The following is a 23,542-nucleotide window of genomic DNA, read 5'->3' as shown; positions in this document are numbered from 1 at the left end:
TTTTCTTTTATTACGTTCTATTTAATAGAGGAGAGTAAATAAAAAACTCTTCACTTTTCCATTTATATGAAGGAGTAAAACAATGAAAGCTCAACTAAAAGAGAGACTAAAAACTTTATGGCAATGGATAAAGAAGTTTTGGAAAAAATATCATTTAACACAAATCGGATTATTACTAGGATTGACTTTTATTTTACTTGCGATTCTATTTTTTGCTTTCCTTGCTGTAAACGCCAATGTGTCTACATTACAAGAAGGCTTAAAGCAATCTACTGTCATATATGATAAGGATGGGGATGAAGCGTCAAGCTTTGCCACAAATCGTACTGAAGGAGTTTCGTTTGAAGAACTACCAGAACATTTACCAAATGCGGTTGTTGCCATTGAGGATGAGCGCTTTTATCAACATAATGGCTTTGATTTAAAAGGAATGACCAGGGCGTTTGTAAGCAATTTATTTGCTGGTAGAATCACAGGTGGGGGAAGTACAATTACGCAGCAATTAGCTAAAAATGCATTACTAACTTCTGAGCAAACATACCGGCGTAAAATAGAAGAGCTATTTCTGGCAGTTGAAATTGAAAAAGAGTATGAAAAAGAAGATATACTGCAAATGTACTTAAATCAAGTTTACTTTGGTAGTGGTGCCTGGGGAATTGACAACGCAGCCAATCAATATTTTAGTAAAAATGTTGGCGAGTTAACAATTAGTGAATCAGCGATGCTTGCAGGTTTATTGCAATCACCTTCTTATCTGGACCCTTATAAAAACTATGAAGGAGCAATGAAAAGAAGGAATATCGTATTAGCTAAAATGCAGGAGCTAAACATGATTACAACCGCTGAGTATGAAACAGCGGTTGCAGAAGAAATTGTGTTAAAAGAAGGGGAAAAAAATACATTTGAGAGGCAATATCCTTACTATGTAGATGCGGTACTAGATGAAGCGATTAACCGCTATGGTTTAACTCAAGAGGAAATTTTCACAAGAGGATATAAAATATACACACAAATGGACCAAAATATCCAATCAAATTTAGAAGTGACTTATCATAATGACGCACTATTCCCTAATGGTAATGGTAATACCCTTGTTCAAAGTGGAGCCGTTCTACTCGATCCGCAAACTGGTGGTGTCCGTGCAGTGGTAGGTGGAAGAGGCGAACATGTCTTTAGAGGGTTTAACCGGGCGACACATATAAAAGCACAACCAGGGTCAACATTAAAACCATTAGCTGCCTATACCCCTGCGCTTGAAGAAGATTATGAGCCAGATTCAATGTTACAAGATGAAAAAGTAACGTATGGTGACTACACACCAACAAATGTGAACGATCAATACTTTGGTGAAGTAGAGATGACAAAAGCAGTTGCTGATTCGATTAATGCACCTGCTGTCTGGTTACTAGATCAAATCGGATTGAAAAAAGGGTTAGATTCTTTGCAGCGATTTGGGATTCCTTATGAAAAGGAAGATGAGTATTTAGGTATCGCTTTAGGTGGTATGCATAAAGGGATATCTCCATTAACACTAGCAGAAGCTTATTCTACTTTCCCTAATGAAGGAAAGCGACATGATGCTCATTTTATTACGAAAATTGTTGGACCAACAGGTAATGAAATTGTTGCCCATGATGATAAGGTTACAAAGGTAACATCAAAATCAGTCGCAAAAAAAATGGATACAATGCTTGAGGACGTCATTGAAAATGGAACGGGAGCAGGTGCCAAAATAGAAGGTGTATCACTTGCGGGGAAAACAGGTTCTACTCAATTGCCATATGCTGATTTAAATGGAACAAAAGATCAGTGGTTTGTTGGTTATACAGGTGAAATCGTTGGAGCAGTGTGGTTGGGGTATGATAAAACGGACCGAGAACATTACTTATCAGGAAGCACCTCGACAAATGTTGTACCGATTTTCAAAGCGGTTATGGAAGGCGCTATTGAACCTAAAGAAGTGAACAATAGTAGTGGAGAAGCCTTTAACAAAGCAAAAGAGAAAATGGAAACCACCATTAAGGAACAATCTGACAAGCTAGGTGAAAAACTAAAAGAAGAACTGCCCGTTTGGAAAGAATTTATGAAAGAAAGCATTGAAGAAGGAAAAGATTTTGCGAGATACTTGCGCGATAAATGGAATGAATATGTAAATTAAGAAGGGAGTAGCACCTGAACGAACTGGGTGCTACTTTTATTTATTAAGGATAAGTGGTGGTAGAGTCATTGCTCACTAACATTCTTGTTAGATAATCGCACAAAACACTAGTAATTTTCCGAGAAAACAAGTAAAATGTATAGTTAAAATATCTATTTCCATATAATATGCCCTAACACTTTCGACAATGAAAATGTATATGATAACTTTATAAGCCAACAGTTGTATAGAGGGGCATAAATAAGGTAAAGGATAAAAAGAGGAGGGTATTTTTATGAGAGATGTTACATTAACTGATATTTTTGATCATCATATTGCCAAGAAATATGTAACAAGATCAGGTCTTGCCCATGCTGTAGCGGTTGCTTATCATGCAGTTAAATTATCAAAGATAGAAAATGTGGATGTCGACTTAGCTGCAAAAGCAGGGTTTTTACATGATATCGGTCATTACACTTGGTATAATCAAAATGGTAAATGGGACTATGAATTATATCGTAAAAACGATATTCATGCGATAAAAGGAGCGGAAAGAGCCCATAAATTACTGATTCGCTTAGGTGAAAATCCGATTAGAGCCAAACAAGTTTCACTAGCGATATTATTTCATACAGATTCTTTTTTACCAGGTGGGGAAGTGGACCGTACCGCCTTACAATCCATTGTTAAAAGAGCAGATGAAATGGATGAAGAACCAGGAGGAGCCCACCATTACCGCACCATTACTGCTGACAGAGCAAGGCAAAGTTTACAAAAGTTAGACAGCATCATTGATCGTCATTTAACGCAACAACTTCAGCAAAGACAAGCTGAATAAATGGCACTTCATACAAACGAAGGGCTATTTATTTTGCTTAAATTTGGAGGATTATGTCACTTGAATAACGAATATTATTAACATCTACATAAGGATGGTGATGATATGCAAAAACGGACGAAAAGACAAACCTTTAACACTGAAGAAATAAAATTCAACCTCACTACTTTTTTTCTCCATGTCTCATTTTATGCATCGGTCATATTTCTTTTATTACTATTCTTAAGCTTATTTGGAACATAATAAGTGCTTCAATTAAATTTATTTACCTTCAGATTTTATTCTTATATAAAAAAATGTTATGATAGAAAGGATTTTGAAATATAAAAGGAGTGTTATATATGTCTGAAAAAGGATACATACAGCTACAAAACGGAGAAAAAATTGAATTTGAATTATACCCAAATGAAGCGCCAGGTACAGTAGCAAACTTTAAAAAGCTAATTAATGAGGGTTTTTACAACGGTTTAACTTTCCACCGTGTAATTCCTGGATTCGTATCACAGGGAGGATGCCCTTCTGGAACAGGTACAGGTGGTCCAGGTTACACGATTAAATGTGAAACAGAAGGAAATCCACATAAACATGAAGAAGGATCATTATCTATGGCGCATGCTGGAAAAGATACTGGTGGCAGCCAATTCTTCATCGTACATGAGCCACAACCTCACCTAAATGGTGTACACACTGTTTTCGGAAAAGTAACATCTGGCATGCCAGCTGTGAAAGCGATGAAAAATGGTGACGTAATGGAAAAGGTTGTCGTTGAAGACTAATGCCTTTTTTCTAAGCTTAAACTAGCTAGTTTAAGCTGGAATGTAACCCGGACTTTTGTCTGGGTTTTTTTCTTACTTGAAGGTTCTTTTTAAAAATGAGGGAAGAAAGGTAAGTGAGCTTGCCATTAATACTGCAGGATGCTGTTATATATGATGAGAATGGGTGAAAATTTAGCAAATGAAATTTCTTCCATTTAATCATAAGCCTATTCATCGAATAGCTGAACAACCCCTATTTCCCCCCTACACATAATCTCCTAGAAATTGACATAAAGTTGTTCTATTAGTACCAATTCTTAATAGAAGTTTAACTTACGAATAATTTTAATTTTAATATATACATTTTTTGCTATAATTTATATAAAATAGGATTATATAATACATAAATGTGGGGTAAGTGATGAATCGCATCATACTATATTTGCTTTTATTGAGTACAATTTTTGTTAATCATGCAGATGGAAATAGTTTGGTTAAAGAAAGAAAAGAGGATATTGATTTTCTGCTTCACAAGTTACATGCTGTACATCCAGCTTTTAAAACTAATCAAGAAGGAATGGCTCATTTTTATAATGAACTAGAGGCAATCGATGATCATTCATCGTTCTCGATGGAATTAATGAGAGTTATTGCCAAAATTGGGGATTCTCATACGAATGTATTACTTAATGAAACAGAAAAAAAACTACCAATATCATTAGTAAATGTTAATAATGACGTTTATATTTTGCAGAGTGAGGATGGACAAGCCAAAAAAGGGGACAAGATTTTGGCGATTGGTGCGAAAGAGATTGATGAATTATTGGATGAATTAAGGCCGTATATATCCTATGATCATGAAGGGCGGTTTCAACATTTGGTCAATTTGTTAACGATAGATAGCATTTTACAATCTATTGGAATTGAAAAAGATGAAATGGTTGAATTGAAGGTAGAGCGAAATGGCAGAATAATAACTTTGGAGCTAGCATATAAAACAATGGAAACCATTAATAATCATGATGAGCCCTACAGGTGGGAAATATTGAGTTATGATACGGTGAATGTAGGTTATTTTCAATTAATACATTCAATAAATGATAGTAGCTATCAACAATCAATAGCGAGTTTTTTTGAAAGTGTAAAAGAGCAACGAATTAAAAAGGTCATACTAGATTTGCGACATAATAGTGGTGGGGATTCAACAGTTGCTGATGAGTGGATAAACTATCTGGACGTGAATCAATATTTAAGTTACCGAGTGGGTAAAGTAGATGGAGACCGCAAAGTGGTGGTGAAAACTAAAAATAAAGGGAAGTATAAAGGAGAACTTTATATTTTAACTGGACCAGGTACATTCAGCTCAGGAACGATGTTCGCCACGATATTAAAAGATAATGGTTTGGGGAAGCTGATTGGTGAGCCGGCAGGTATGAACTCGAATCATGATGGAGAAGTGATGATCATTGAGCTGCCCCATTCAAAAATAAAAGTTGCTATTTCTCAACACGAGTTTGTTAGACCTGTACTTGATCCATCCGGTAATGAATTATTAAATGTTGATATACCAATCACACGGACAATTGGCGACCTTATGAATGGTGATGGACAACTAGAGAAAGCTTTAGAGATAATTACTGCTGGAAATGAATGAGTAATTGAAGAGAAATAGCATATTTTCATGAGGTAGGTAGAGTTGATAGGCTTCAATTCTTTTTAAAAGTGTTAGTTTGGCTTGTTATTTTGTTTTTTTCTCTTTTTTTATAATATATTGGGGAGTAAGAATGATTCCGAGCAAAAAAACGTGCCAGAAATATATCTAACTATATCATATTGGTGGGATGGTAGGAAATAAAGATTGATAACCATCAATAATGCCCCAAAAAGTGCGAATGATATACCGAGATAGTGCAAAGTTTTATCCTCCTATTATTCCTTTATTGTTTTACTATGACAATAGTACTTTTAAAAATTGAATCATTTTATGATAGAAGAAGGTGATATAGCTTTTCTAAAGCGAAAATCTTTTAGAACAGCAAAGACAAGCTAAACGGTTAAACCATCCTGAAGAAAGCGCCAAATATAGAACGCCTTCTACCTTTTCCTATTTGTTTCACTATCCAATAATGCAATAATTTTATCTAATTTTTCCTCTACATCGAGGGTTGGGTTCCTCCTCTTTTTCCGAAAAAGAACTTTTACAGCTACAGTGAATATGAATAAAATAGCTAAAAGGAGCAGTAACATTATCATTTGAAAGACCATATCTCCAGTCATTACCTCTATCACACCTCATTCAATCGTTTCTTACCATTATACATGGTATGGAGATTATTGGAAGTATCAATTATCTATTTTCAGCATCCTCAATAATATCTTCGCCAATAATTTTCTTCCATTTATTATACACGGGCTGTAGATGGTCTTTAAAAGCTTCGATTTCTTCATCAGTTAGTTCATTCACTTCTATATCACTTTCGTCTTGTATTTTTACATAAGCTTCATTATTGAGCTTTTCAGCAGAATCTCTAGCAATCTCTGTACCTGCGTCGATGCCAGCTTGCACAATGCGTTTGCTTTCTTCATTTAATCCATCCCAAAAAGTTGTGTTTGTTAGTAGTGCATAGTCAACACGGTTCATACCGATAATGGTTAAGTACTCTTGGACTTCGGCAAATTTTTTCGATTCGATGTTACTAAACGGGTTATCTTGACCATCGACGGTTCCCTGTTGCAAGGCAGTATATAACTCCCCGAATGGGATTGAACTTGAGCCCGCACCTAATGATTTATATAGTTCTTCTAATAGTTGCCCTCCAGTTGTCCGCACTTTCAAACCGGAAAAATCACGTGGAGAGGATAGGGGGCGAGTATTATTTGTTACATGCTTAGCTCCATTTGGCCACATCGTTAATCCTAATACCTTATCTTTTTGTAAACGCGCTAACACTTCTTTTCCCTTTGGCCCATCCCAAAAGCTTTCAGCTGCTTCGTCATTTTCAAACAGAAACGGCATGCCTGGGATATTAAAACCAACTTCAGAACCAACTAATTTTGTCATTTCTGGCATGATGAATTGTACATTATTGGCAATTAAGTTTTGATATTCATCTTTATCACCGAACAAGGAGCTATTAGGAAAAATCTCAACTTGAATTTTCCCATTGGATTGCTCTTCAATCACTTCTTTCATTTTTAATGCCCCCTTATGTTTCGGGGTATTTTCTGCAACTACATGGGATATCTTAATAGTCATTGCTTGAATGCCGTTTACTTGTGTAGCATCTGCATGTGTCGGATGACTTTGACAACCAGACAGAAGTGTTCCAACGAGAATCAAAAGGCAAAGGACAAAAATTGATTTTACTTTTAACATGAAAAACCCTCCTCGTCACAAAAAGAAATCGCTTACAAAATAGTAGATTGGATACAATATCTAAAATTATAACAAAATAAATGAAAATTGTGAATAAATAAAAATAATAAAATATTCTGTTTATTATTTGTTAGTTATATAGTAAAGTATAAATATTGGATACAATCTACAAAAGGGAGTTGATAATCGACATGCTTAAGAAACTATCAAACTTAGAAGAGGGAATGGCTGGCTTGTTTTTTATTGCTGGCGTGTTTGTAAGTCTGTATGGGGTATTTACAAGGTATATTCTCAATATGCCACAAGCTTGGGTGACAGAGATTTTTGAATTTTTGATTGTTTGGTCCATATTTTTGGGCTTTGGTATCGCTTTAAAAGAAAATCGTCATATCAGTGTTGAACTCCTATTTGATCGTTTACCTTACAAAGCAAAAATGATTATTAACTGTATTAGCAATTGTATCGGTGCGGGATTCGCCTTCTTTTTAATGTTTACAAGTATTAAATTGGTAACGCTTACAAGAGTGCAAGGAACTGAAACTGTTGATGTTGGTATTCCGATTTGGATCACCTTACTTGTCTTACCTATCAGCATGGGGCTACTAGGGCTTTACTTCATTAGAAAAGCTTATAAATCTGCTAAAGGTGATAAGAAAGAGCTAACAGGTGAAGTAGAAGAATTATATGAAGAAATAGAACAACAAAATAGAGAAAATAATAACAAGGGGGTTAGTTTATGAGTGCGATCATTGTCCTCTTTGTTGTTTTTGCGATACTTTGTTTATTAAGAGTTCCAATCGCAGTAAGTCTTGGGCTATCTAGTATCATTGCTTTATTTATGGTAGATTTCACACTTTATACGGTTAGTTTAAAGATGTTTAATGCTTTAAACTCGGCAACTTTAATGGCTATTCCCGGATTCGTTTTTGCAGGGGTGATTATGTCCAAAGGAGGCATTTCCTTTCACTTGATTGAAGCACTAAAATCATGGGTCGGTCATTTTCGCGGTGGATTAGCTGTGGTCACTATCCTTGCATGCATGATTTTTGCTGCCATCTCAGGCTCAAGTCCGGCCACAGCTGCAGCAATTGGTGGGATTATGATTCCTGCGATGGTAAAGGCAGGTTATAGTAAAAGATATTCGATGGGCTTAGTGGCAGCTGCTGGTACATTAGGTATTTTAATCCCGCCGTCCATTCCATTAATTATTTATGCTACAGTTGCAGAAGCCTCAGTAGGGAAGTTATTTGCTGCAGGAATAATCCCAGGTCTGTTACTAACTGGTTTACTTTTGTGTTCAGCTATCTTCCATGCAAGGAGACATAATTATGGTAGATTAGAAAAAGTTCCCTTTCAATTAAGGTGGAAAAAGACATATAAGGCAATCTGGGGGTTTTTACTACCTGTTTTTATTTTAGGTGGCATTTATAGTGGGGTTGTCACGCCAACTGAAGCGGCTTTTGTTTCTTGTTTATACGGTTTAATTGTGTCGATATTTATTTACAAAGAGATGACCTTCAGTAAATTTCGCGAAGTATTAAAAGAGTCTATTAATATTACCGCAATGATTTTCTTAGTTATAGCATCTGCGATGGTATTCGGCATGTTTTTAACAACAGAACAAGTACCACAAATTTTTGCACAATGGATTGAAGCAAGTTCAGCAAATAAATGGATATTTATCATTGGTGTGAATTTGATGTTCTTCCTACTCGGCATGTTCTTAGAAGCAACGGCGATTATTTTAATTACCCTTCCCATTTTACTGCCTGTATTAGTGATGTTCGATATTAATATAATCCACTTTGCTATTATCATGACGATAAATATGGAGTTAGCAATGATTACACCTCCAGTTGGATTAAATCTATTCGTTGTTAGTGGGATCACAAAAGCAAAAATCGGAGAAGTCATAAGAGGTGTCGCCCCCTTTTACTTACTCATGGTTATTGCCCTTATTCTCGTTATTGTCTTTCCAGAAATCTCATTACTGTTAGCAGAGTAAATAATTGAGTAATAGAGCCGACCAATGCAATGTCTTTGGCGGCTTTTTTTGTGTTGTTATAAGTACATCTAATATAAGAAATATGTAAAACCCTTTAAGGGGATGTAAATGATATGTAAGGTTTTGTAAATGTTTGTGAGACTCTCTGACAGGATGATATACATGTGATATTCTTGCTTATATAATAAAAAAACAACATAAAACAAAATAAAACAAAGTAAAACAATAAAAAGATTAAGGGAGCAAACATGTATGTCTTTACTAGCCGAAGAAAGAAAGAAAAAGATTATGAGTTTAATCCAAGAGGTTGGGCAAGTGAAGGTTAATCAATTGGCGAAAGAATTTCATGTATCAACGGAAACCATTCGTAGATACTTAGAAGAATTATCAAATGAATATAAAATAAAAAAAGTTCATGGTGGCGCAGTCAAAGTTGAGCCTGTAAATAATGAGTTGTCGATGTTTGAAAGAGAAATTCTACATATCGAAGAAAAGAAATTGATTGGAAGGAAAGCAGCTACTCTTGTTGAAGATGGTGATGTTCTTTTCATTGATGAAGGCAGTACAACGATGCAGATGGCTGATGGTTTATTAATGAAAGACGGCATTACAGTGATAACGAATTCTTTTCCCATCGCGATTAAATTAATGGAAAGAGAGGAGTTAAGAAGTTTCACAGGTGAACTCATCTTCTTAGGTGGACATGTTCGTCATGATCATTTCCGTACAACCGGATCTTTGGCAGAAAAGATGGCAAAAGAATTTTATGTCGATAAAGCATTTATTGCCATCGACGGTGTCGCTAATCAAGCTGGATTTACAAGCTATGATATAGACAAATGCCTATTATCACAAGTATTTATCTCGCAATCAAAAAAATCTATTGTTCTAAGTGATGATTCAAAAGTGCATAAGGTAGCCAATTATAAAATTGCATCATTAGAAGAAGTAAATTATTTTATTACGAATATTGACTATCCGTACTCAATTGACCTTACTAAAGAACAATGGATAAAAAGCTGAAGAGCGGGGAATTCATTTTAAAATATTGAATTTTCTAACTATAGGAGGATTTAAATATGCTCAAACTCGAGAATATATCTAAAAAATATCATAACAAATCAGTATTAGAAAATATTGATTTAGAGATTCAAGCAGGAGAAATCGTGTCACTTCTTGGTCAAAGTGGAAGTGGGAAAACAACGCTATTAAACATCATTTTAGGCTTGACAAAAATGGATAGTGGAAAAATTTATTATAAAAATGAAGATTTAACGAATGTAAAGATGAAGGATAGAGGTTTTAATATTGTTTTTCAAGATTATGCCTTATTTCCCCATCTAAACGCCTATGAAAATATTGTTTATGGCTTGAAGAATAAGAAGTCTACTGACTCAAAGAAAGAATTAAAAGAATATATTGATTTTCTTGAGCTCGGTCCCCATTTGGACAAGAAAATCAGTCAGCTATCTGGAGGGCAAAAACAAAGAGTCGCACTTGCGAGAACGTTAGTGATGAAACCAAGAATTCTTCTATTAGATGAACCGTTAAGTGCACTAGATGGGGTAATTAAAGAGTCAATTAAAGAAAGGATCAAGTCGATTGCTAAGCAATATCAATTAAAAACCATTATTGTTACGCATGATCCCGAAGAGGCGTTAACCTTGTCAGATAAGATTTTAATTATTAATCAAGGTCATGTGTCACAATTTGGCACCCCACATGAAATCATTCATGAACCGAACAATGAATTTGTGAAAGAATTTATTCTGAAACAACTCCACATTAAAAGGCAAAATATTTTTCATTTGTTTGGTGAGCAATATGCCTAATATCAAGTTGGAAATGAAAGTCATCTATTTGGCTATCATCCTATTATTCTCGGTATTTCTTGTGTTGCCAATGTTGGCATTGTTCTACCGTTCCTTTCAAACAACAAAGGGCCTTGAATTATCCAATTATATAAATGTACTAGCGAATGGCGAATTACTAACAGCGTTCATGAACAGTATAAAAGTTTCAGGGTTAACAGCCGTAATTTCAACTGTGTTAGCGTTTATGATTGCTTACGCATTACATTGTACCAATATTCAACATCAGTATAAAAGTATCATTAAAGTCGGGATACTTATTCCTATGTTATTACCTACTATTACATATGGTTTTGCGATTATGTATTCTTTTGGTAATCAAGGATTGATCACACAGCTTTTAGGACAACCATTATTTAATATCTATGGATTTAATGGGTTGTTGTTAGGCTATACAATTTACACTTTACCGGCTGCCTTTTTAATTATTAATAACTCGTTTATGTATATAGATAAGAGATTCATGGTTGTTTCAAAGTTGATGTTAGATGGTACTTGGAGAAGCTTTTATCATACCATCTTACGTCCTTTAACTGGAGCAATAGGTGGAGCCTTTGTCCTTTCATTTATTCTAAGTTTTACTGATTATGGGATACCGGCTTCGATTGGCGGAACCTATTCGGTGGTTTCTACTCAGCTTTATCAAGTCATGCTTGGTTCGATTCCGAATTTCAGCCACGGGGCAGTCATCGCTATATTAATGCTCATACCAGCCCTATTCGGTGTGTTTTTACTGCAATATTTAGAACGATTCAATTTCCATTATGACAAAATCACTGAAATTGAAATGGTTGAACATAAAGGAAGAGATATTAGTTTTGCGTTATTTGTTTCCATTGTCTTAATCGGCATGTTATCTGTCTTTCTAGTGATGTTCATTGCACCGTTTTTAACAAGTTTTCCTTACAATTTAACTTTTACATGGAATCATCTCATCAATGTATTTCAATCAAATGATCTCATTGGTGTTTATAAGAATTCTCTAATCGTTGCTCTTTTTACGACAATCTTTGGGATCTTGATAGCCTACAGTTCAGCGATTATTAATGCGAGAACAAAGATAAAAGGAAAAGGCGCGTTTGATATTGTTTCAATGATTACAAATACCTTGCCTGGTATGGTACTTGGTTTATCCTATCTATTACTTTTCAATAATAGTAGTTTAAAAGGCACATTTATCATTATTATTGTATGCAATATTGTTCACTACTACACAACGCCTTACTTAATGGCGAAAAATTCTTTATCTAAGATGAACCCGTCATGGGAGACAACGGGAGGATTACTCGGAGATAGTTGGTTTAAAACGATTTACCGAGTGATTCTGCCAAACTCTTGGGGCACAGTGATAGAAATGTTTAGTTATTATTTTATTAATGCGATGGTCACGATTAGCGGGATTATTTTTCTCGTATCTGCTCAAACATCGCTTGTTTCAAGTAAGATCAAAGAACTACAGCATTTTGCTAAATTTAATGACATTTTTGTCCTATCTTTACTGATTTTCTTCACAAATCTCATTATCAAATTACTCTGTGATTATTTACAAAAAAGAAGATCATTAAAAAACATATAAAAGTGAGGGATGTAACATGAGAAAAAATAAAAAATGGTTCACACTCTTGGCAGTTGCTATCGTCATGATTCTAGCTGGATGTGGAGGGGAGGCAGCAAGTGGTGACAGTAATCAAGTCGTAATCTTATCAAATGGTGATGAAGAAGCAGTAAACGTGATGGAAGAAACATTAAACGACGCTGGCTTTGAAGGAGACTATTTAATTCAATCATTAGGAACATCAGAATTAGGAGGAAAATTATTAGCAGAAGGGAAAAGTATCGAAGCAGATATCGTCACAATGAGCTCTTACTTTTTAGAAAGTGCTGAAAAGCAACATGACATGTTTAAGGATTTAAGTTTTGATACAAGTAGTTTAGAAGAATATCCTGACTTTTATACGCCTTTATTAGCTAATACTGGTTCATTATTTTATAACACTTCTCTTTTAGAGCAAAAAGGGCTAGAAGTACCGACCTCAATAAAAGAGTTGGCAGAACCGCAATACGAAGGCTTAGTGTCAATTCCTAATATTATGGATTCTTCCACAGGGTGGATGCTTATTCAAGCAATTATTAGTGAGTATGGAGAAGAAGCGGGTAGGAATGTAATGGCTGGGATTATAAAAAATGCGGGTCCTCATTTAGAAAGTTCAGGTTCTGGTTCTATTAAAAAGGTGCAAGCAGGGGAAGTGGCCGTTGGGTTTGGGTTGCGTCATCAAGCCGTTGCTGCAAAAACGGAAGGCGCACCAATTGATTTTATCGACCCAACAGAAGGGAACTTCTCAACTACAGAATCGATTGCCATCATTGATAAGGGTGAGGGGAAAAAAGAATTAGCGGAAGAAATGGCTGAAGTTCTGGTAAAAGAAGCGAGAGAAGGTTTAATCGACTATTATCCAGTTGCTTTATACGATGGCGAGACGGTTGCAGATGAAAACATTGCTAGCAATCAAAAAATATTCCCAGAACCAATGACAGTAGAGTTATTAGAGAAACATCAAGCATTCTTTAATTCAGCTAAATAAAGGAGAGTTTACAAATGAGAGAATATAAATTATTAACACCAGGTCCATTAACAACGACAGAGGCGGTCAAAAGAGAAATGTTGTTTGATCGTTGTACTTGGGATGAAGATTATAAGCAAATTACGCAAAAAATTCGCACAGATTTATTAAAACTTGCTCATGCAGAAAATGATGACTATACCGTAGTCTTGATGCAAGGTAGCGGCACTTTTACAGTGGAATCAGTTATGACTTCTGCTTTTAGTAAAGAAGATAAAGCATTGATTATTACGAACGGTGCCTATGGGGAGAGGATTGTCAAAATCGCCAACTATATCGGTATTAAGCATACGCATTATGCTGCTGCCTATAATGAATATCCGAAAGAAGCAGAGATTAGAAATTTATTGTCTTTAGATAATGAGATTACACATATCGTCATGGTCCATTGTGAAACAACGACAGGTATTCTTAATCCACTTGAGATGATCGCAAACGTTGCTAAAGAAACAAATAAAACATTAATTATTGATGCAATGTCAAGCTTTGGCGGAATGGAAATTGATATACCCGCGCTTGGGATTGATTTCTTAATAAGTAGTGCGAACAAATGTATTCAAGGAGTACCAGGGTTTGGATTTGTGATTGTTAAAAGAGAGAAAATCATCTCTTGTAAAGGTAATGCACGAAGCCTATCACTCGATTTATATGATCAATGGGTAGCGATGGACAAAGATGGTAAATGGCGCTATACTTCGCCAACTCATGTCGTTGCTGCTTTCGGGAAGAGCTTGGATGAACTGAACACAGAAGGAGGGATTCCTGCTCGTGAACAACGATACCGAAATAATAATCAGTTATTAAGGAAGAGAATGAAAGCCATTGGATTTGATACATATATTAGTGAGGACAAACAATCACCGATTATTACTTCCTTTATTTATCCGAACGATCAATTTAGTTTTCAAGCTTTCTATGATTATATGAAAGAACATGGATTTGTTATTTATCCAGGAAAACTAACTGATGAAGATACTTTTAGAATGGGCAATATTGGCGAAATTTACGAAGAAGATATTAACCGTTTATGTGATATTATCGAAAACTATTTGGGAGTGAAAGCGTAATGAAAAAAATTGAAGCAGTAATATTTGATTGGGCGGGTACGACAGTAGATTTTGGTTGTTTTGCACCTGTAAACGTCTTTATTGATATTTTTAAAGATGCAGGCATTGAGGTGACGATAGCAGAGGCGAGAGAACCAATGGGAATGCTAAAGATCGATCATATACGCGCAATGCTGTCAATGCATCGGATAGGATGTCTTTGGGAAGAACAACACGGCAAGCCATTTACTGAATCAGATGTAGAAAGGTTGTATAGCAAATTCGAACCGGCTTTATTGCAATCATTAGCTCATTTTACTGATCCGATACCTGGTGTGGTCGAAACGGTTAAAGAGTTAAGAGCAGATGGGGTGAAAATAGGTTCAACGACAGGCTATACGAGTTCAATGATGGATATTGTTGTACCCTTAGCAAAGGAAAAAGGCTATACACCTGATTGTTACTTTACCGCTGATGATACCGATTCGTACGGTCGACCGTATCCGTTTATGATCTTTAAAAACTTGCAGGCATTAAAAATATCGAGTGTGAAAAACGTCGTGAAGGTTGGAGACACGATTTCAGATATTAAAGAAGGTGCACAAGCAGGCGTATGGACGGTTGGGGTGATAGTTGGTAGTTCTGAAATGGGCTTATCAATCAATGAGTTTAACAAATTATCAGGAGAGGAACGATTGAAAGAAATGGAACGAACAAAAGAAGCCTTTATAAGCGCAGGGGCTGATTTTACAATTGAGACAATGACAGAATTACCCTCACTGATAGAAACAATTAATCTTCAAGTATCCGGGGAGGAAAGGGAAGCTATTGAGAAGTAAAGAAGCACTTCTCTGTTTTTAAAAAGGTTATTGGTCCAATGTTGCCGATGATAATTAAAGTTATACCTTACCAGTCCTACCGGAATGTCTTTGATGCAAGTTCACCAGAAGATAACGCTCAAAAGTCGTTAAATTATTTGGAGTCTGTGATTATGAATAAATTACTAAAGCCAATTAGAGCAACAGTCACGCATATTCCTCCAAAATCTTATTTTAAAAGGTTAAGAAAAATATGTGACGAACATGGACCTTACTATTTTTGATGAAATTCGAACGCCTTTTACCGAAGCGGTGAATGTTATGTGAATCAATTATATGATACCCAGCCAGATATCCTTGTATTGGGGAAAGTGTAGGCGAGGTATTATGCCACAAGTTGCCGCTTTACTGAAATAATTATCGAGCTTGTTAAAAGCAGAGAAACAAAAGAAATTAATGAGCAACTGACCGAGTTTTTTTTCTACTACTGTTTGCAGCATGGACTATCGTTTAAAGTAGCAGCTGGCAATTGCATCACATGGCATCCGCCCTTCATCATTAAAGAAGAAAAAAGCTTAGCTATTGAGTTACTGGAGTATGGCTTTAGAGCATATGATGCGTAAAAATCCTCTGATTTTTAGAGAGGATTTTTTGTCTTCTGTAAAGGGCAACACTTTAAAAATTAAGAAATCTTCCAAATAGTACATTAATCATGATCGTAAAGATAATCACAGCACTTTTTAATGATTGTTGATGTCGTTTGTTATTAGAACCTTCATACATACGATCGCTCATCTCTCCTTCCACTCTTCAAAATTAGTAGATTGTATCAATGCAAAAAATATCATATACATGCTATGGTTATGGTATGAAGAAATAAAGGAGTAATGATAAATGAAACCGATAGATGATCATCTCAAGAAGGATTTAAAAGTCATATTTATTGGGTTTAACCCAAGTGTCAAGTCTGCAGAAACTGGCTTTCATTACGCCAATCGTCATAACCGGTTTTGGAAAATCCTCTATCAATCCGGATTGACTGAACGGATTTACTTACCAGAAGAAAATCATCAATTACTTGAATTAGGATATGGTTTAACAAATATCGTTTCAAGACCAACAAAAGCGGCTAGTGATATTACGAAGGAAGAATATCAAGCAGGTAGATTGGAGCTATTAGAGAAACTAGAAAAATATCAACCTGAAGTGGCCTGTTATGTAGGGAAGGGCGTATATCAAGAATTTAGTAAGAAAAAGAAGATATCTTGGGGGTTCCAGAGCGAATCGGTTGTACCGGGTGTAATTGATTTTGTTGCTCCTTCGTCAAGTGGACTTGTAAGAATGAAAATAGATGAAATTGTAGATATCTATAAACAATTGAGGCAAAAGTTAGGGAAGTAAAAAACAGGAAAAAAGTCCGAGAGAAAAAAAGGTCTAATTTCTTTCAGAATATTTAATCTTTTGTTATAATAAAGATACAACTTGTATCGCTTCAAAATTATCTTGTCTATGCGTTCATGGGACCAAAATGGGTTTTCACGATTATGTTAGGGAGGGATAAAGGATGAAGCAATTAGTTAGAGTAATGCCTTACACAGTCAATGATCAAGTGGCAGATGTCAATGAAACACCGCAAGGAATACAATTGATTCAGGCACCTGAGATTTGGAAAGAGACGAAAGGAAAAGGCATGAAGGTGGCAATATTAGATACAGGTTGTGACATGGACCACCCCGATTTAAAAGCGAGAATTATAGGTGGTAGAAACTTTACAGACGATGATGGGAGTTCACCAGATATATTAGATGACCATAATGGTCACGGCACACATGTTGCTGGTACAATTGCAGCTACTGCTAATCAATCAGGAGTAATTGGTGTAGCCCCGGAAGCAGATTTGTTCATTGTAAAAGTGTTGAACAAAGATGGGTCTGGTCAATATGATTGGATTATAAATGGAATATTGTATGCGATTGAACAGAAAGTCGATATTATATCGATGTCACTAGGTGGGCCTGCAGATGTTCCAGAACTACATGAAGCGATACAACAAGCCGTAAGGGAAAATATTCTCGTCGTTTGCGCGGCTGGGAATGAAGGTGACGGGGATGATAACACCGATGAGCTTGCTTATCCAGGTTCATATAATGAAGTCATCAGTGTTGGAGCCGTTAATTTAAACCGCGAATCATCGCCTTTCAGCAATTCTCATACGGAAATTGATTTGGTCGCTCCTGGGGAAGAAATTTTATCTACTTTTTTAAATGGTAAATATGCAAAACTTAGCGGTACATCAATGGCCGCACCGCACGTCGCAGGGGCTTTGGCGTTAATAAAAGATCTATCTCAAATTACTTTTGAAAGAGATTTCTCAGAGCCAGAGTCATATGCGCAACTTATTAGAAGAACTGTTCCACTAGGCTATTCGCCAAAATTAGAAGGAAACGGTCTCCTTTATTTAACAGTACCAGAACATTTAAACCGCGTATTAACTGAAGTAGTAAAAAATAGATTAGTAAGTAGTTAATATATTGAGTTGATTAAAAAACAAGAACAAATTCACTTCATTGAATTTGTTCTTGTTTTTTTTGTCTAATAATGATAGATAGAAGTTTCTCTAGGCTTGGTAGGTTTGTTTTAGTGATTGCATGTATCTTATTATGAATGAATTGAGACTATTTAATGATGGATTATTAAATTATACTAGTAACAAAACGAGCCGTTTGGAGGAAAGTATATGCAACCATTTACAGCAACAGTGATTAAAATCATCAAAGAAATCCCTGAAGGCAAAGTAATGAGCTACGGACAAATTGCAACATATGCGGGTAGCCCTCGCGGTGCAAGACAAGTTGTGCGCATTCTCCATTCAATGAGTCATAAATATAGTTTACCTTGGCATAGAGTGGTCAATAAAGTAGGTGAAATCAAAATAAGTGATGGCCATCAAGCCGATAGGCAAAAAGAGTTACTCGAACGAGAAGGTGTTTTCTTTATACGTGATCATCAAGTAGATATGAGTCGATCTCAGTATGATCGAGCCTAGTTCAGCCTTAGGACTCAGTTAAGTTTGTCCTTCTACTCTCTCTATCCCCCTAAAGTATGCCTATAATTGACAAAAGTAATAATTGAGTAGTAATTGCTACCTATTAAGATAGAAGGTAAAAACACATCCATTCACTTACAGGAGAAAATTGGAGAAAAAGCGAAGTTCAATACATATACATGCAGTTTTTTGTCAATCTATGTAGAAGAAATGTAGACAGGAGAAAATAGGAGGGGATGAGGAAAAATGAAAAAGGCTTTAGTGAGTTTGATAACGGTTGTACTACTACTTTCCATTGCCTACACACCGTTTCAATCAGCAGTGGAACCACAAGTTTCGGCTAATGAAGAAGGAGATGAATTAGTTCAAAAGCTTAATCAACTCATTAACAACGATCCACTGTTAGCAGGAGCTCTTGCTGGTGTTAGCGTGAGGAGCGCAGATGAAGGAGAGATTGTTTATGAGCATATAGCTGATACAAGATTGCGACCAGCTTCTAATATGAAGCTATTAACAGCCGCGGCAGCACTATCAGTATTAGGTGAGGATTATCGCTTTAAAACAGAACTATTATCAAAAGGCCAACAAAGGGGCTCTGTCCACCATGGCGATATTTATTTAAAGGGCTATGGCGACCCTACTTTAATGAAAGAAGATTTTACTAACATGGCTAAAGCATTAAAAAAACAAGGGATCAAAATGATTAAGGGACAACTTATTGCAGATGACAGTTGGTATGATGATAAGCGTTTGTCAGAAGATATTGTCTGGAATGATGAGAGTTATTATTACGGTGCACAAATTTCTGCATTAACTGCGAGTCCAAATGAAGATTATGATGCTGGTAGTGTCATTGTAGAAGTAAAATCAGGGAAGCGAGAGGGGGATAAGCCAGAAATTACACTGCAACCGGACAATCGATATGTCAAAATCAATAATGAGGCTAAAACAGTTGGTGCCTCAGACGAGAAGGATATCGATATCGTAAGAGAACATGGTACAAATGAGATAACAATCTCTGGGACGATTCCCTTGGAAGCGACATCTAGTAGAGAGTGGATTGCGGTATGGGAACCAACACAGTATGCTGCAGCGTTATTACAGGATTCTTTAGCAGATGAAGGTATTAAAATACATGGTGGGGTAAAGGTAGGAGTCGCACCTGAACAAACAGAAGTGTTGTTTGAACAACAGTCCATGCCGTTAAAGGAACTGCTCATCCCCTTTATGAAATTGAGTAATAATACACATGCGGAAATCTTAATCAAAGAAATGGGGAAAGTGGTTAAAAATGAAGGCAGTTGGGATGCAGGCTTAGAAGTATTGGCAAATGAATTAAAAAATTGGGGAGTTAACCAAGAAACTACCCTACTAAGGGACGGGTCCGGTATCTCTCATGTTACCTTAATACCAGCAAATGAGCTGACAAAACTTTTATACGAAGTACAGAAGGAATCTTGGTTTGAAACATATTTTCAATCATTACCGGTTGCTGGTCATCCAGAAAGAATGATAGGAGGTACATTAAGAAATCGCATGAAAAACTCTCCTGCAGAGGGCTATGTCTATGCAAAAACAGGATCCATTTCAACAGTAAGCTCACTTTCAGGATACGTTGATAACCAATCAGGCGAAAGATATGTATTTTCTATCGTATTAAATAATATGATCGATGGATCTAAAGGGAAAATCATTGAAGATAAAATTGCGACGATTTTAGCTGAGCAGTAAATCGCTCTCGTCAAACGACGGAAACGCTTGGATTACTCCTCCAAGCGTTTTCGTCGTTTGATTTTAAAAGCTACTTTTTAGTTCCCCTATTTTTCAACTATTCACCCTTTCTGAAAGGATAACTGTATAGAAATAATAAAGTATTTTTTAATCCATTATAAAGTCGATTAACTAATAAAAAGATATTTAAAAGTAATAATAACTCCCAATTCTCCTTTCTTACCCATTTTCAAACTCCCTTACTATAAATCCACATTTTTTATATAACTTCAATATAATTTTTATTTGACGTTTATGAAGTGTAGTGATAATATATCCTTACGACCGTTCGGAAGGATGATAATTTATGACATATGAACAACTAAAAAAAGTAGCACTAACTCAATTTGCTCTTCATGGATATGAAGGTGCATCTTTAACTCAAATTGCAAGTGAGGTTGGAATAAAAAAACAATCTATTTACACTCATTTTAAAAGTAAAGATGAACTCTTTATTAGTACTTTTAATGATGCTGTAAATAATGAATTATTATTTGTCAAAAAGTTTATATCTAAAAATAAAGCAAAACCTCTAAGAGAAATCTTATACAATTTTTTAAATGAATATTTGGACTCCTATAATAAAGAAAATAGTAATACTAGTTTCTTTTTGAGGACTTCTTTTTTTCCTCCAATACAACTTAAAGACCTTATAAAAATTGGAACTGATAAATATGTTAGTGAACTTGAAGAGATATTTAAGTTACTATTTGAACAAAAATGCGGAATACTAAAACCAATTGTTAATGAGAGGACAGCTACATTAGCATTTCTAACTATTTTAGACGGTTTATTTGTAGAACTTCTATATGGTAATTCAGAACGACTTGCTATTAGATTATCAGAAGCTTGGTATGTTTATTGGCAAGGCATTAGTAATGAGAGAGGTGGATGAAGATGAATCGCGCATGGAGTTTAGTAATACTAGGATCTTTATTTGAAGTTGGCTGGGTTATAGGGCTTAAGCATTCAAATGATGTAATAACATGGACTGGCACAATCATTGCTATCATACTGTCTTTTGCTCTATTAATAAAAGCTACATCTAAACTAGCAGTAGGAACGGCGTATGCAGTATTTACAGGGCTCGGTACAACTGGAACTGTCCTAATGGAAATGTTAGTTTTTGGTGAGCCATTTAAAATATTAAAATTATTGTTAATCCTTATTCTTCTTACAGGAGTTATTGGTCTTAAAGTAGTAACAGGTAAACCTCAAAAAGAAGGGAGTGAAGGATAATGGGATGGACTTTTCTAATTCTCGCAGGGATATTTGAGGTCGTTGGTGTTACTGGAATAAATATGATACTTCAAAAAAAATCAATTAAATCATTCTTAGTATTTATTCTTGGATTAGGAAGTAGTTTTATTTTCTTAAGTATGGCAATGCAATCTTTACCAATGGGGACTGCCTATGCTATTTGGACGGGAATTGGAACTGTCGGTTCAGGAGTTGTAGGAATCTTATTTTACGGTGAGTCAAAACATTGGCTACGTATCATTTTTATGGCAATGGTATTGAGTGCTGCAGTAGGATTAAAACTTATTAGCTAAATAGAAAGAGGAGATTCATTATGTCAATATGGTTTACAGAGAAACAAACTCAATCATTTGGAATTACAGGTAAAATTAATCAAATATTAGAGAACGAAAAAACTGAATATCAACAACTAGATATGTTAGAGACTGAACAGTTTGGCAATATGTTGTTATTAGATAATATGGTTATGACAACCGAAAAAGATGAATTTGTTTATCATGAAATGATAGCGCATGTCCCATTATTTACACATCCTTCTCCTAAAAAAGTATTAATTGTTGGTGGAGGAGATGGTGGTACAGTACGAGAGGTATTGAAACATTCTAGTGTAGAGAAAGTTACTCAGGTTGAAATCGATAATAAAGTTGTTGAATATTCAAAAAAACACCTACCTCACATATCTTCAAGTTTTGGTGATTCTAGGACTGAATTAATAATTGGTGATGGATTTGATCATATTATAAAAAGCAACAACAAGTACGATGTAATTTTGGTTGATTCTACTGAACCTGTGGGACCGGCTGCGGGTTTATTCACAAAAGGATTTTATGCAGGCATTGCAAAAGCACTAAAAGAAGACGGTATTTTTGTTGCACAAACAGATAATCCTTGGTTTAAAGCAGAATTAATTAGAAATGCTATTCGAGATACCAAGGAAATCTTCCCAATTGCACGCCTTTACACTTGTAATATACCAACATATCCAAGTGGGATGTGGACATTCACTATAGGTTCCAAGAAGTATGATCCCTTAGATGTTGATTCTAATAGAATAAGTGATATTAATGGTCAATACTATACTCCAGAATTACATCAAGCGAGTTTCGTGTTGCCTAAATTTGTACAAAATTTATGTAAATAACATGAGGTAATATTTAAGTTTATGAAATAGTGTACTAAAACTACATTTTTATTATTCGTTAAACACTTTACCTTCGATCTCAAATAGGTTTTTAGATAACTTTAATAACAACCTATCAAACTATAGATAGGTTGTTATTTCATTTGTTAGTGGTTTAAATAAAAGACTTTATTGTTACAAAACATAAACCAATTTTATTTTATCTCCAACAAGGACGCCACCCATTTCTAATGCAGCATTCCATGTTAACGCATAATCATTTCTACTAATCCTGTTACGGTAAAGCCAACTTTTGTATTTCCCCATGGATTAATACCTGTTCCTTCAAATTCAATGACGGCAAGCGTTTCTAGTTTCGTTGTATCTTTAATGGTCAGAAGCTGTTTACGCCATATTCATCTACCCTTTTTTAACAAGTTGCTTTAAAAATAATTATTCGATAGGTTTCGGTATCGAAGAAATCTTGTGAATTTACATGTTTATCATGGTCTTCCTTTTTTCAATACTAGCTTTGTCAATTGGTAATGCAATATCAACAGTTGTTAAATTTGATGGATCTGCCTCGATGACAGCATCATACGCTGTAAATAATCCCTTTATATTATCAATCATCATATGTTTAACAGAAATCAATACTACTTTGGCTGGGCGTTAACGTCCACTTTGTTTTAGCCATTATATTTTCCTTCTATAATATTTAAGTCAAATTAAAAATGAATTGATTCCGAACTCCTTGTTTGTTGATTTTAATTTTAAATTCTCTGATAATTTTTTAGCGGAAGTGCGATATGTTATGGTAGTGAAGTGACACGAGTTCGTATACAATAGGAATAATATGTATTTGTTAGAGGAGTTAAA

Annotated in this window: 23 protein-coding genes; 20 read left to right on the top strand and 3 right to left on the bottom strand. The window is 35.3% G+C overall.

What is annotated here, in order from left to right; translation table 11 throughout:
- The first annotated feature begins 82 nt into the window (after nucleotides 1-82).
- From MHH73_RS11870 to MHH73_RS11855, 4 genes are all read left to right on the top strand, one after another.
- Nucleotides 83-2,158: a transglycosylase domain-containing protein gene (locus MHH73_RS11870; RefSeq protein WP_191814141.1), complete on the top strand. Its 2,076-nt coding sequence runs from the start codon at nucleotides 83-85 to the stop codon at nucleotides 2,156-2,158.
- 274 nt (nucleotides 2,159-2,432) lie between these two features.
- Nucleotides 2,433-2,975: an HD domain-containing protein gene (locus tag MHH73_RS11865; RefSeq protein WP_191814138.1), complete on the top strand. Its 543-nt coding sequence runs from the start codon at nucleotides 2,433-2,435 to the stop codon at nucleotides 2,973-2,975.
- Nucleotides 2,976-3,316: 341 nt separating this feature from the next.
- The gene (locus MHH73_RS11860) at nucleotides 3,317-3,751 is read left to right on the top strand and encodes a peptidylprolyl isomerase (RefSeq protein WP_191814136.1); all 435 of its coding nucleotides are present in this window, start codon (nucleotides 3,317-3,319) and stop codon (nucleotides 3,749-3,751) included.
- Between the two features lie 400 nt (nucleotides 3,752-4,151).
- Entirely contained in the window at nucleotides 4,152-5,384 is a 1,233-nt protein-coding gene (locus MHH73_RS11855) for a S41 family peptidase (RefSeq protein ID WP_191814134.1), read from the top strand.
- Between the two features lie 440 nt (nucleotides 5,385-5,824).
- On the opposite strand, the gene MHH73_RS22465 is transcribed toward MHH73_RS11855, so the two are convergent.
- On the bottom strand, nucleotides 5,825-5,995 hold the full coding sequence (locus MHH73_RS22465) for a DUF4083 family protein (RefSeq protein ID WP_225230617.1): 171 nt from the start codon (nucleotides 5,993-5,995) through the stop codon (nucleotides 5,825-5,827).
- An 82-nt stretch (nucleotides 5,996-6,077) separates the two neighbouring features.
- Nucleotides 6,078-7,106: a DctP family TRAP transporter solute-binding subunit gene (locus MHH73_RS11850; RefSeq protein WP_191814130.1), complete on the bottom strand. Its 1,029-nt coding sequence runs from the start codon at nucleotides 7,104-7,106 to the stop codon at nucleotides 6,078-6,080.
- A gap of 191 nt (nucleotides 7,107-7,297) precedes the next feature.
- Here MHH73_RS11850 and MHH73_RS11845 point away from each other — a divergent pair, with 191 nt between their 5' ends.
- From MHH73_RS11845 to speE, 16 genes are all read left to right on the top strand, one after another.
- Entirely contained in the window at nucleotides 7,298-7,846 is a 549-nt protein-coding gene (locus tag MHH73_RS11845) for a TRAP transporter small permease (RefSeq protein ID WP_191814128.1), read from the top strand.
- A complete protein-coding gene (locus MHH73_RS11840) occupies nucleotides 7,843-9,111 on the top strand; it encodes a TRAP transporter large permease (RefSeq protein ID WP_191814127.1) in 1,269 nt (422 codons plus the stop codon). The genes MHH73_RS11845 and MHH73_RS11840 overlap by 4 nt, the downstream gene beginning before the upstream one ends.
- Nucleotides 9,112-9,363: 252 nt before the next feature.
- Nucleotides 9,364-10,134 carry a DeoR/GlpR family DNA-binding transcription regulator gene (locus tag MHH73_RS11835; protein WP_341066977.1) on the top strand — a complete coding sequence of 257 codons (771 nt, stop codon included), beginning with the start codon at nucleotides 9,364-9,366 and terminating at the stop codon, nucleotides 10,132-10,134.
- A 56-nt stretch (nucleotides 10,135-10,190) separates the two neighbouring features.
- Complete coding sequence (locus tag MHH73_RS11830; RefSeq protein WP_341066974.1) at nucleotides 10,191-10,943, top strand: ABC transporter ATP-binding protein; 753 nt, start codon at nucleotides 10,191-10,193, stop codon at nucleotides 10,941-10,943.
- Nucleotides 10,936-12,558, top strand: coding sequence for an ABC transporter permease subunit (locus MHH73_RS11825; protein ID WP_341066970.1), 1,623 nt, complete (start codon nucleotides 10,936-10,938; stop codon nucleotides 12,556-12,558). Before MHH73_RS11830 ends, MHH73_RS11825 begins: the two co-directional genes overlap by 8 nt.
- 16 nt (nucleotides 12,559-12,574) lie before the next feature.
- Complete coding sequence (locus MHH73_RS11820; protein ID WP_191814119.1) at nucleotides 12,575-13,564, top strand: extracellular solute-binding protein; 990 nt, start codon at nucleotides 12,575-12,577, stop codon at nucleotides 13,562-13,564.
- Nucleotides 13,565-13,578: 14 nt separating this feature from the next.
- The gene (locus tag MHH73_RS11815) at nucleotides 13,579-14,670 is read left to right on the top strand and encodes a 2-aminoethylphosphonate--pyruvate transaminase (protein ID WP_341066965.1); all 1,092 of its coding nucleotides are present in this window, start codon (nucleotides 13,579-13,581) and stop codon (nucleotides 14,668-14,670) included.
- Nucleotides 14,670-15,488 carry a phosphonoacetaldehyde hydrolase gene (gene phnX / locus MHH73_RS11810; RefSeq protein ID WP_191814115.1) on the top strand — a complete coding sequence of 273 codons (819 nt, stop codon included), beginning with the start codon at nucleotides 14,670-14,672 and terminating at the stop codon, nucleotides 15,486-15,488. The genes MHH73_RS11815 and phnX overlap by 1 nt, the downstream gene beginning before the upstream one ends.
- Nucleotides 15,489-16,361: 873 nt before the next feature.
- Nucleotides 16,362-16,868, top strand: coding sequence for a G/U mismatch-specific DNA glycosylase (mug, locus tag MHH73_RS11805; RefSeq protein WP_341066963.1), 507 nt, complete (start codon nucleotides 16,362-16,364; stop codon nucleotides 16,866-16,868).
- 163 nt (nucleotides 16,869-17,031) lie between these two features.
- Complete coding sequence (locus tag MHH73_RS11800; RefSeq protein ID WP_341066961.1) at nucleotides 17,032-17,994, top strand: S8 family peptidase; 963 nt, start codon at nucleotides 17,032-17,034, stop codon at nucleotides 17,992-17,994.
- Nucleotides 17,995-18,204: 210 nt separating this feature from the next.
- Nucleotides 18,205-18,513 (top strand): MGMT family protein, encoded by a 309-nt coding sequence (locus MHH73_RS11795; protein WP_341066960.1) that lies wholly within the window; start codon nucleotides 18,205-18,207, stop codon nucleotides 18,511-18,513.
- A gap of 246 nt (nucleotides 18,514-18,759) precedes the next feature.
- On the top strand, nucleotides 18,760-20,244 hold the full coding sequence (dacB, locus tag MHH73_RS11790; protein ID WP_341066957.1) for a D-alanyl-D-alanine carboxypeptidase/D-alanyl-D-alanine endopeptidase: 1,485 nt from the start codon (nucleotides 18,760-18,762) through the stop codon (nucleotides 20,242-20,244).
- Nucleotides 20,245-20,590: 346 nt separating this feature from the next.
- A complete protein-coding gene (locus MHH73_RS11785) occupies nucleotides 20,591-21,178 on the top strand; it encodes a TetR/AcrR family transcriptional regulator (protein WP_341066954.1) in 588 nt (195 codons plus the stop codon).
- 2 nt (nucleotides 21,179-21,180) lie between these two features.
- Nucleotides 21,181-21,522: a DMT family transporter gene (locus tag MHH73_RS11780; RefSeq protein WP_191814103.1), complete on the top strand. Its 342-nt coding sequence runs from the start codon at nucleotides 21,181-21,183 to the stop codon at nucleotides 21,520-21,522.
- A complete protein-coding gene (locus tag MHH73_RS11775) occupies nucleotides 21,522-21,836 on the top strand; it encodes a DMT family transporter (RefSeq protein WP_225230598.1) in 315 nt (104 codons plus the stop codon). Before MHH73_RS11780 ends, MHH73_RS11775 begins: the two co-directional genes overlap by 1 nt.
- A gap of 20 nt (nucleotides 21,837-21,856) precedes the next feature.
- The gene (speE, locus tag MHH73_RS11770; protein WP_341066949.1) at nucleotides 21,857-22,684 is read left to right on the top strand and encodes a polyamine aminopropyltransferase; all 828 of its coding nucleotides are present in this window, start codon (nucleotides 21,857-21,859) and stop codon (nucleotides 22,682-22,684) included.
- A 174-nt stretch (nucleotides 22,685-22,858) separates the two neighbouring features.
- Here the strand turns inward: speE and MHH73_RS11765 are convergent, their stop codons facing one another.
- Nucleotides 22,859-22,990: a hypothetical protein gene (locus tag MHH73_RS11765; RefSeq protein WP_341066947.1), complete on the bottom strand. Its 132-nt coding sequence runs from the start codon at nucleotides 22,988-22,990 to the stop codon at nucleotides 22,859-22,861.
- Nucleotides 22,991-23,542 lie beyond the last annotated feature (552 nt).

The sequence above is a fragment of the Cytobacillus sp. FSL K6-0265 genome (genome assembly GCF_038003465.1).
GTDB classification, from domain to species: domain Bacteria; phylum Bacillota; class Bacilli; order Bacillales; family Cytobacillaceae; genus Cytobacillus; species Cytobacillus stercorigallinarum.
Note: the sequence above shows the minus strand (reverse complement) of the source record. Positions and strands in the feature narration are given on the sequence as shown.

What these genes read in the sequence shown, in the direction of transcription:
- MHH73_RS11855 (WP_191814134.1), top strand. Translation starts at nt 4,152, where the DNA reads ATGAATCGCATCATACTATATTTGCTTTTATTGAGTACAATTTTTGTT.
- MHH73_RS11870 (WP_191814141.1), top strand. Translation starts at nt 83, where the DNA reads ATGAAAGCTCAACTAAAAGAGAGACTAAAAACTTTATGGCAATGGATA.
- MHH73_RS11825 (WP_341066970.1), top strand. Translation starts at nt 10,936, where the DNA reads ATGCCTAATATCAAGTTGGAAATGAAAGTCATCTATTTGGCTATCATC.
- MHH73_RS11780 (WP_191814103.1), top strand. Translation starts at nt 21,181, where the DNA reads ATGAATCGCGCATGGAGTTTAGTAATACTAGGATCTTTATTTGAAGTT.
- MHH73_RS22465 (WP_225230617.1), bottom strand. Translation starts at nt 5,995, where the DNA reads ATGGTCTTTCAAATGATAATGTTACTGCTCCTTTTAGCTATTTTATTC.
- MHH73_RS11845 (WP_191814128.1), top strand. Translation starts at nt 7,298, where the DNA reads ATGCTTAAGAAACTATCAAACTTAGAAGAGGGAATGGCTGGCTTGTTT.
- MHH73_RS11850 (WP_191814130.1), bottom strand. Translation starts at nt 7,106, where the DNA reads ATGTTAAAAGTAAAATCAATTTTTGTCCTTTGCCTTTTGATTCTCGTT.
- speE (WP_341066949.1), top strand. Translation starts at nt 21,857, where the DNA reads ATGTCAATATGGTTTACAGAGAAACAAACTCAATCATTTGGAATTACA.
- MHH73_RS11840 (WP_191814127.1), top strand. Translation starts at nt 7,843, where the DNA reads ATGAGTGCGATCATTGTCCTCTTTGTTGTTTTTGCGATACTTTGTTTA.
- MHH73_RS11865 (WP_191814138.1), top strand. Translation starts at nt 2,433, where the DNA reads ATGAGAGATGTTACATTAACTGATATTTTTGATCATCATATTGCCAAG.
- MHH73_RS11820 (WP_191814119.1), top strand. Translation starts at nt 12,575, where the DNA reads ATGAGAAAAAATAAAAAATGGTTCACACTCTTGGCAGTTGCTATCGTC.
- MHH73_RS11815 (WP_341066965.1), top strand. Translation starts at nt 13,579, where the DNA reads ATGAGAGAATATAAATTATTAACACCAGGTCCATTAACAACGACAGAG.
- MHH73_RS11835 (WP_341066977.1), top strand. Translation starts at nt 9,364, where the DNA reads ATGTCTTTACTAGCCGAAGAAAGAAAGAAAAAGATTATGAGTTTAATC.
- MHH73_RS11800 (WP_341066961.1), top strand. Translation starts at nt 17,032, where the DNA reads ATGAAGCAATTAGTTAGAGTAATGCCTTACACAGTCAATGATCAAGTG.
- MHH73_RS11775 (WP_225230598.1), top strand. Translation starts at nt 21,522, where the DNA reads ATGGGATGGACTTTTCTAATTCTCGCAGGGATATTTGAGGTCGTTGGT.
- MHH73_RS11785 (WP_341066954.1), top strand. Translation starts at nt 20,591, where the DNA reads ATGACATATGAACAACTAAAAAAAGTAGCACTAACTCAATTTGCTCTT.
- MHH73_RS11765 (WP_341066947.1), bottom strand. Translation starts at nt 22,990, where the DNA reads ATGGGGAAATACAAAAGTTGGCTTTACCGTAACAGGATTAGTAGAAAT.
- MHH73_RS11860 (WP_191814136.1), top strand. Translation starts at nt 3,317, where the DNA reads ATGTCTGAAAAAGGATACATACAGCTACAAAACGGAGAAAAAATTGAA.
- dacB (WP_341066957.1), top strand. Translation starts at nt 18,760, where the DNA reads ATGAAAAAGGCTTTAGTGAGTTTGATAACGGTTGTACTACTACTTTCC.
- MHH73_RS11795 (WP_341066960.1), top strand. Translation starts at nt 18,205, where the DNA reads ATGCAACCATTTACAGCAACAGTGATTAAAATCATCAAAGAAATCCCT.
- MHH73_RS11830 (WP_341066974.1), top strand. Translation starts at nt 10,191, where the DNA reads ATGCTCAAACTCGAGAATATATCTAAAAAATATCATAACAAATCAGTA.
- mug (WP_341066963.1), top strand. Translation starts at nt 16,362, where the DNA reads ATGAAACCGATAGATGATCATCTCAAGAAGGATTTAAAAGTCATATTT.
- phnX (WP_191814115.1), top strand. Translation starts at nt 14,670, where the DNA reads ATGAAAAAAATTGAAGCAGTAATATTTGATTGGGCGGGTACGACAGTA.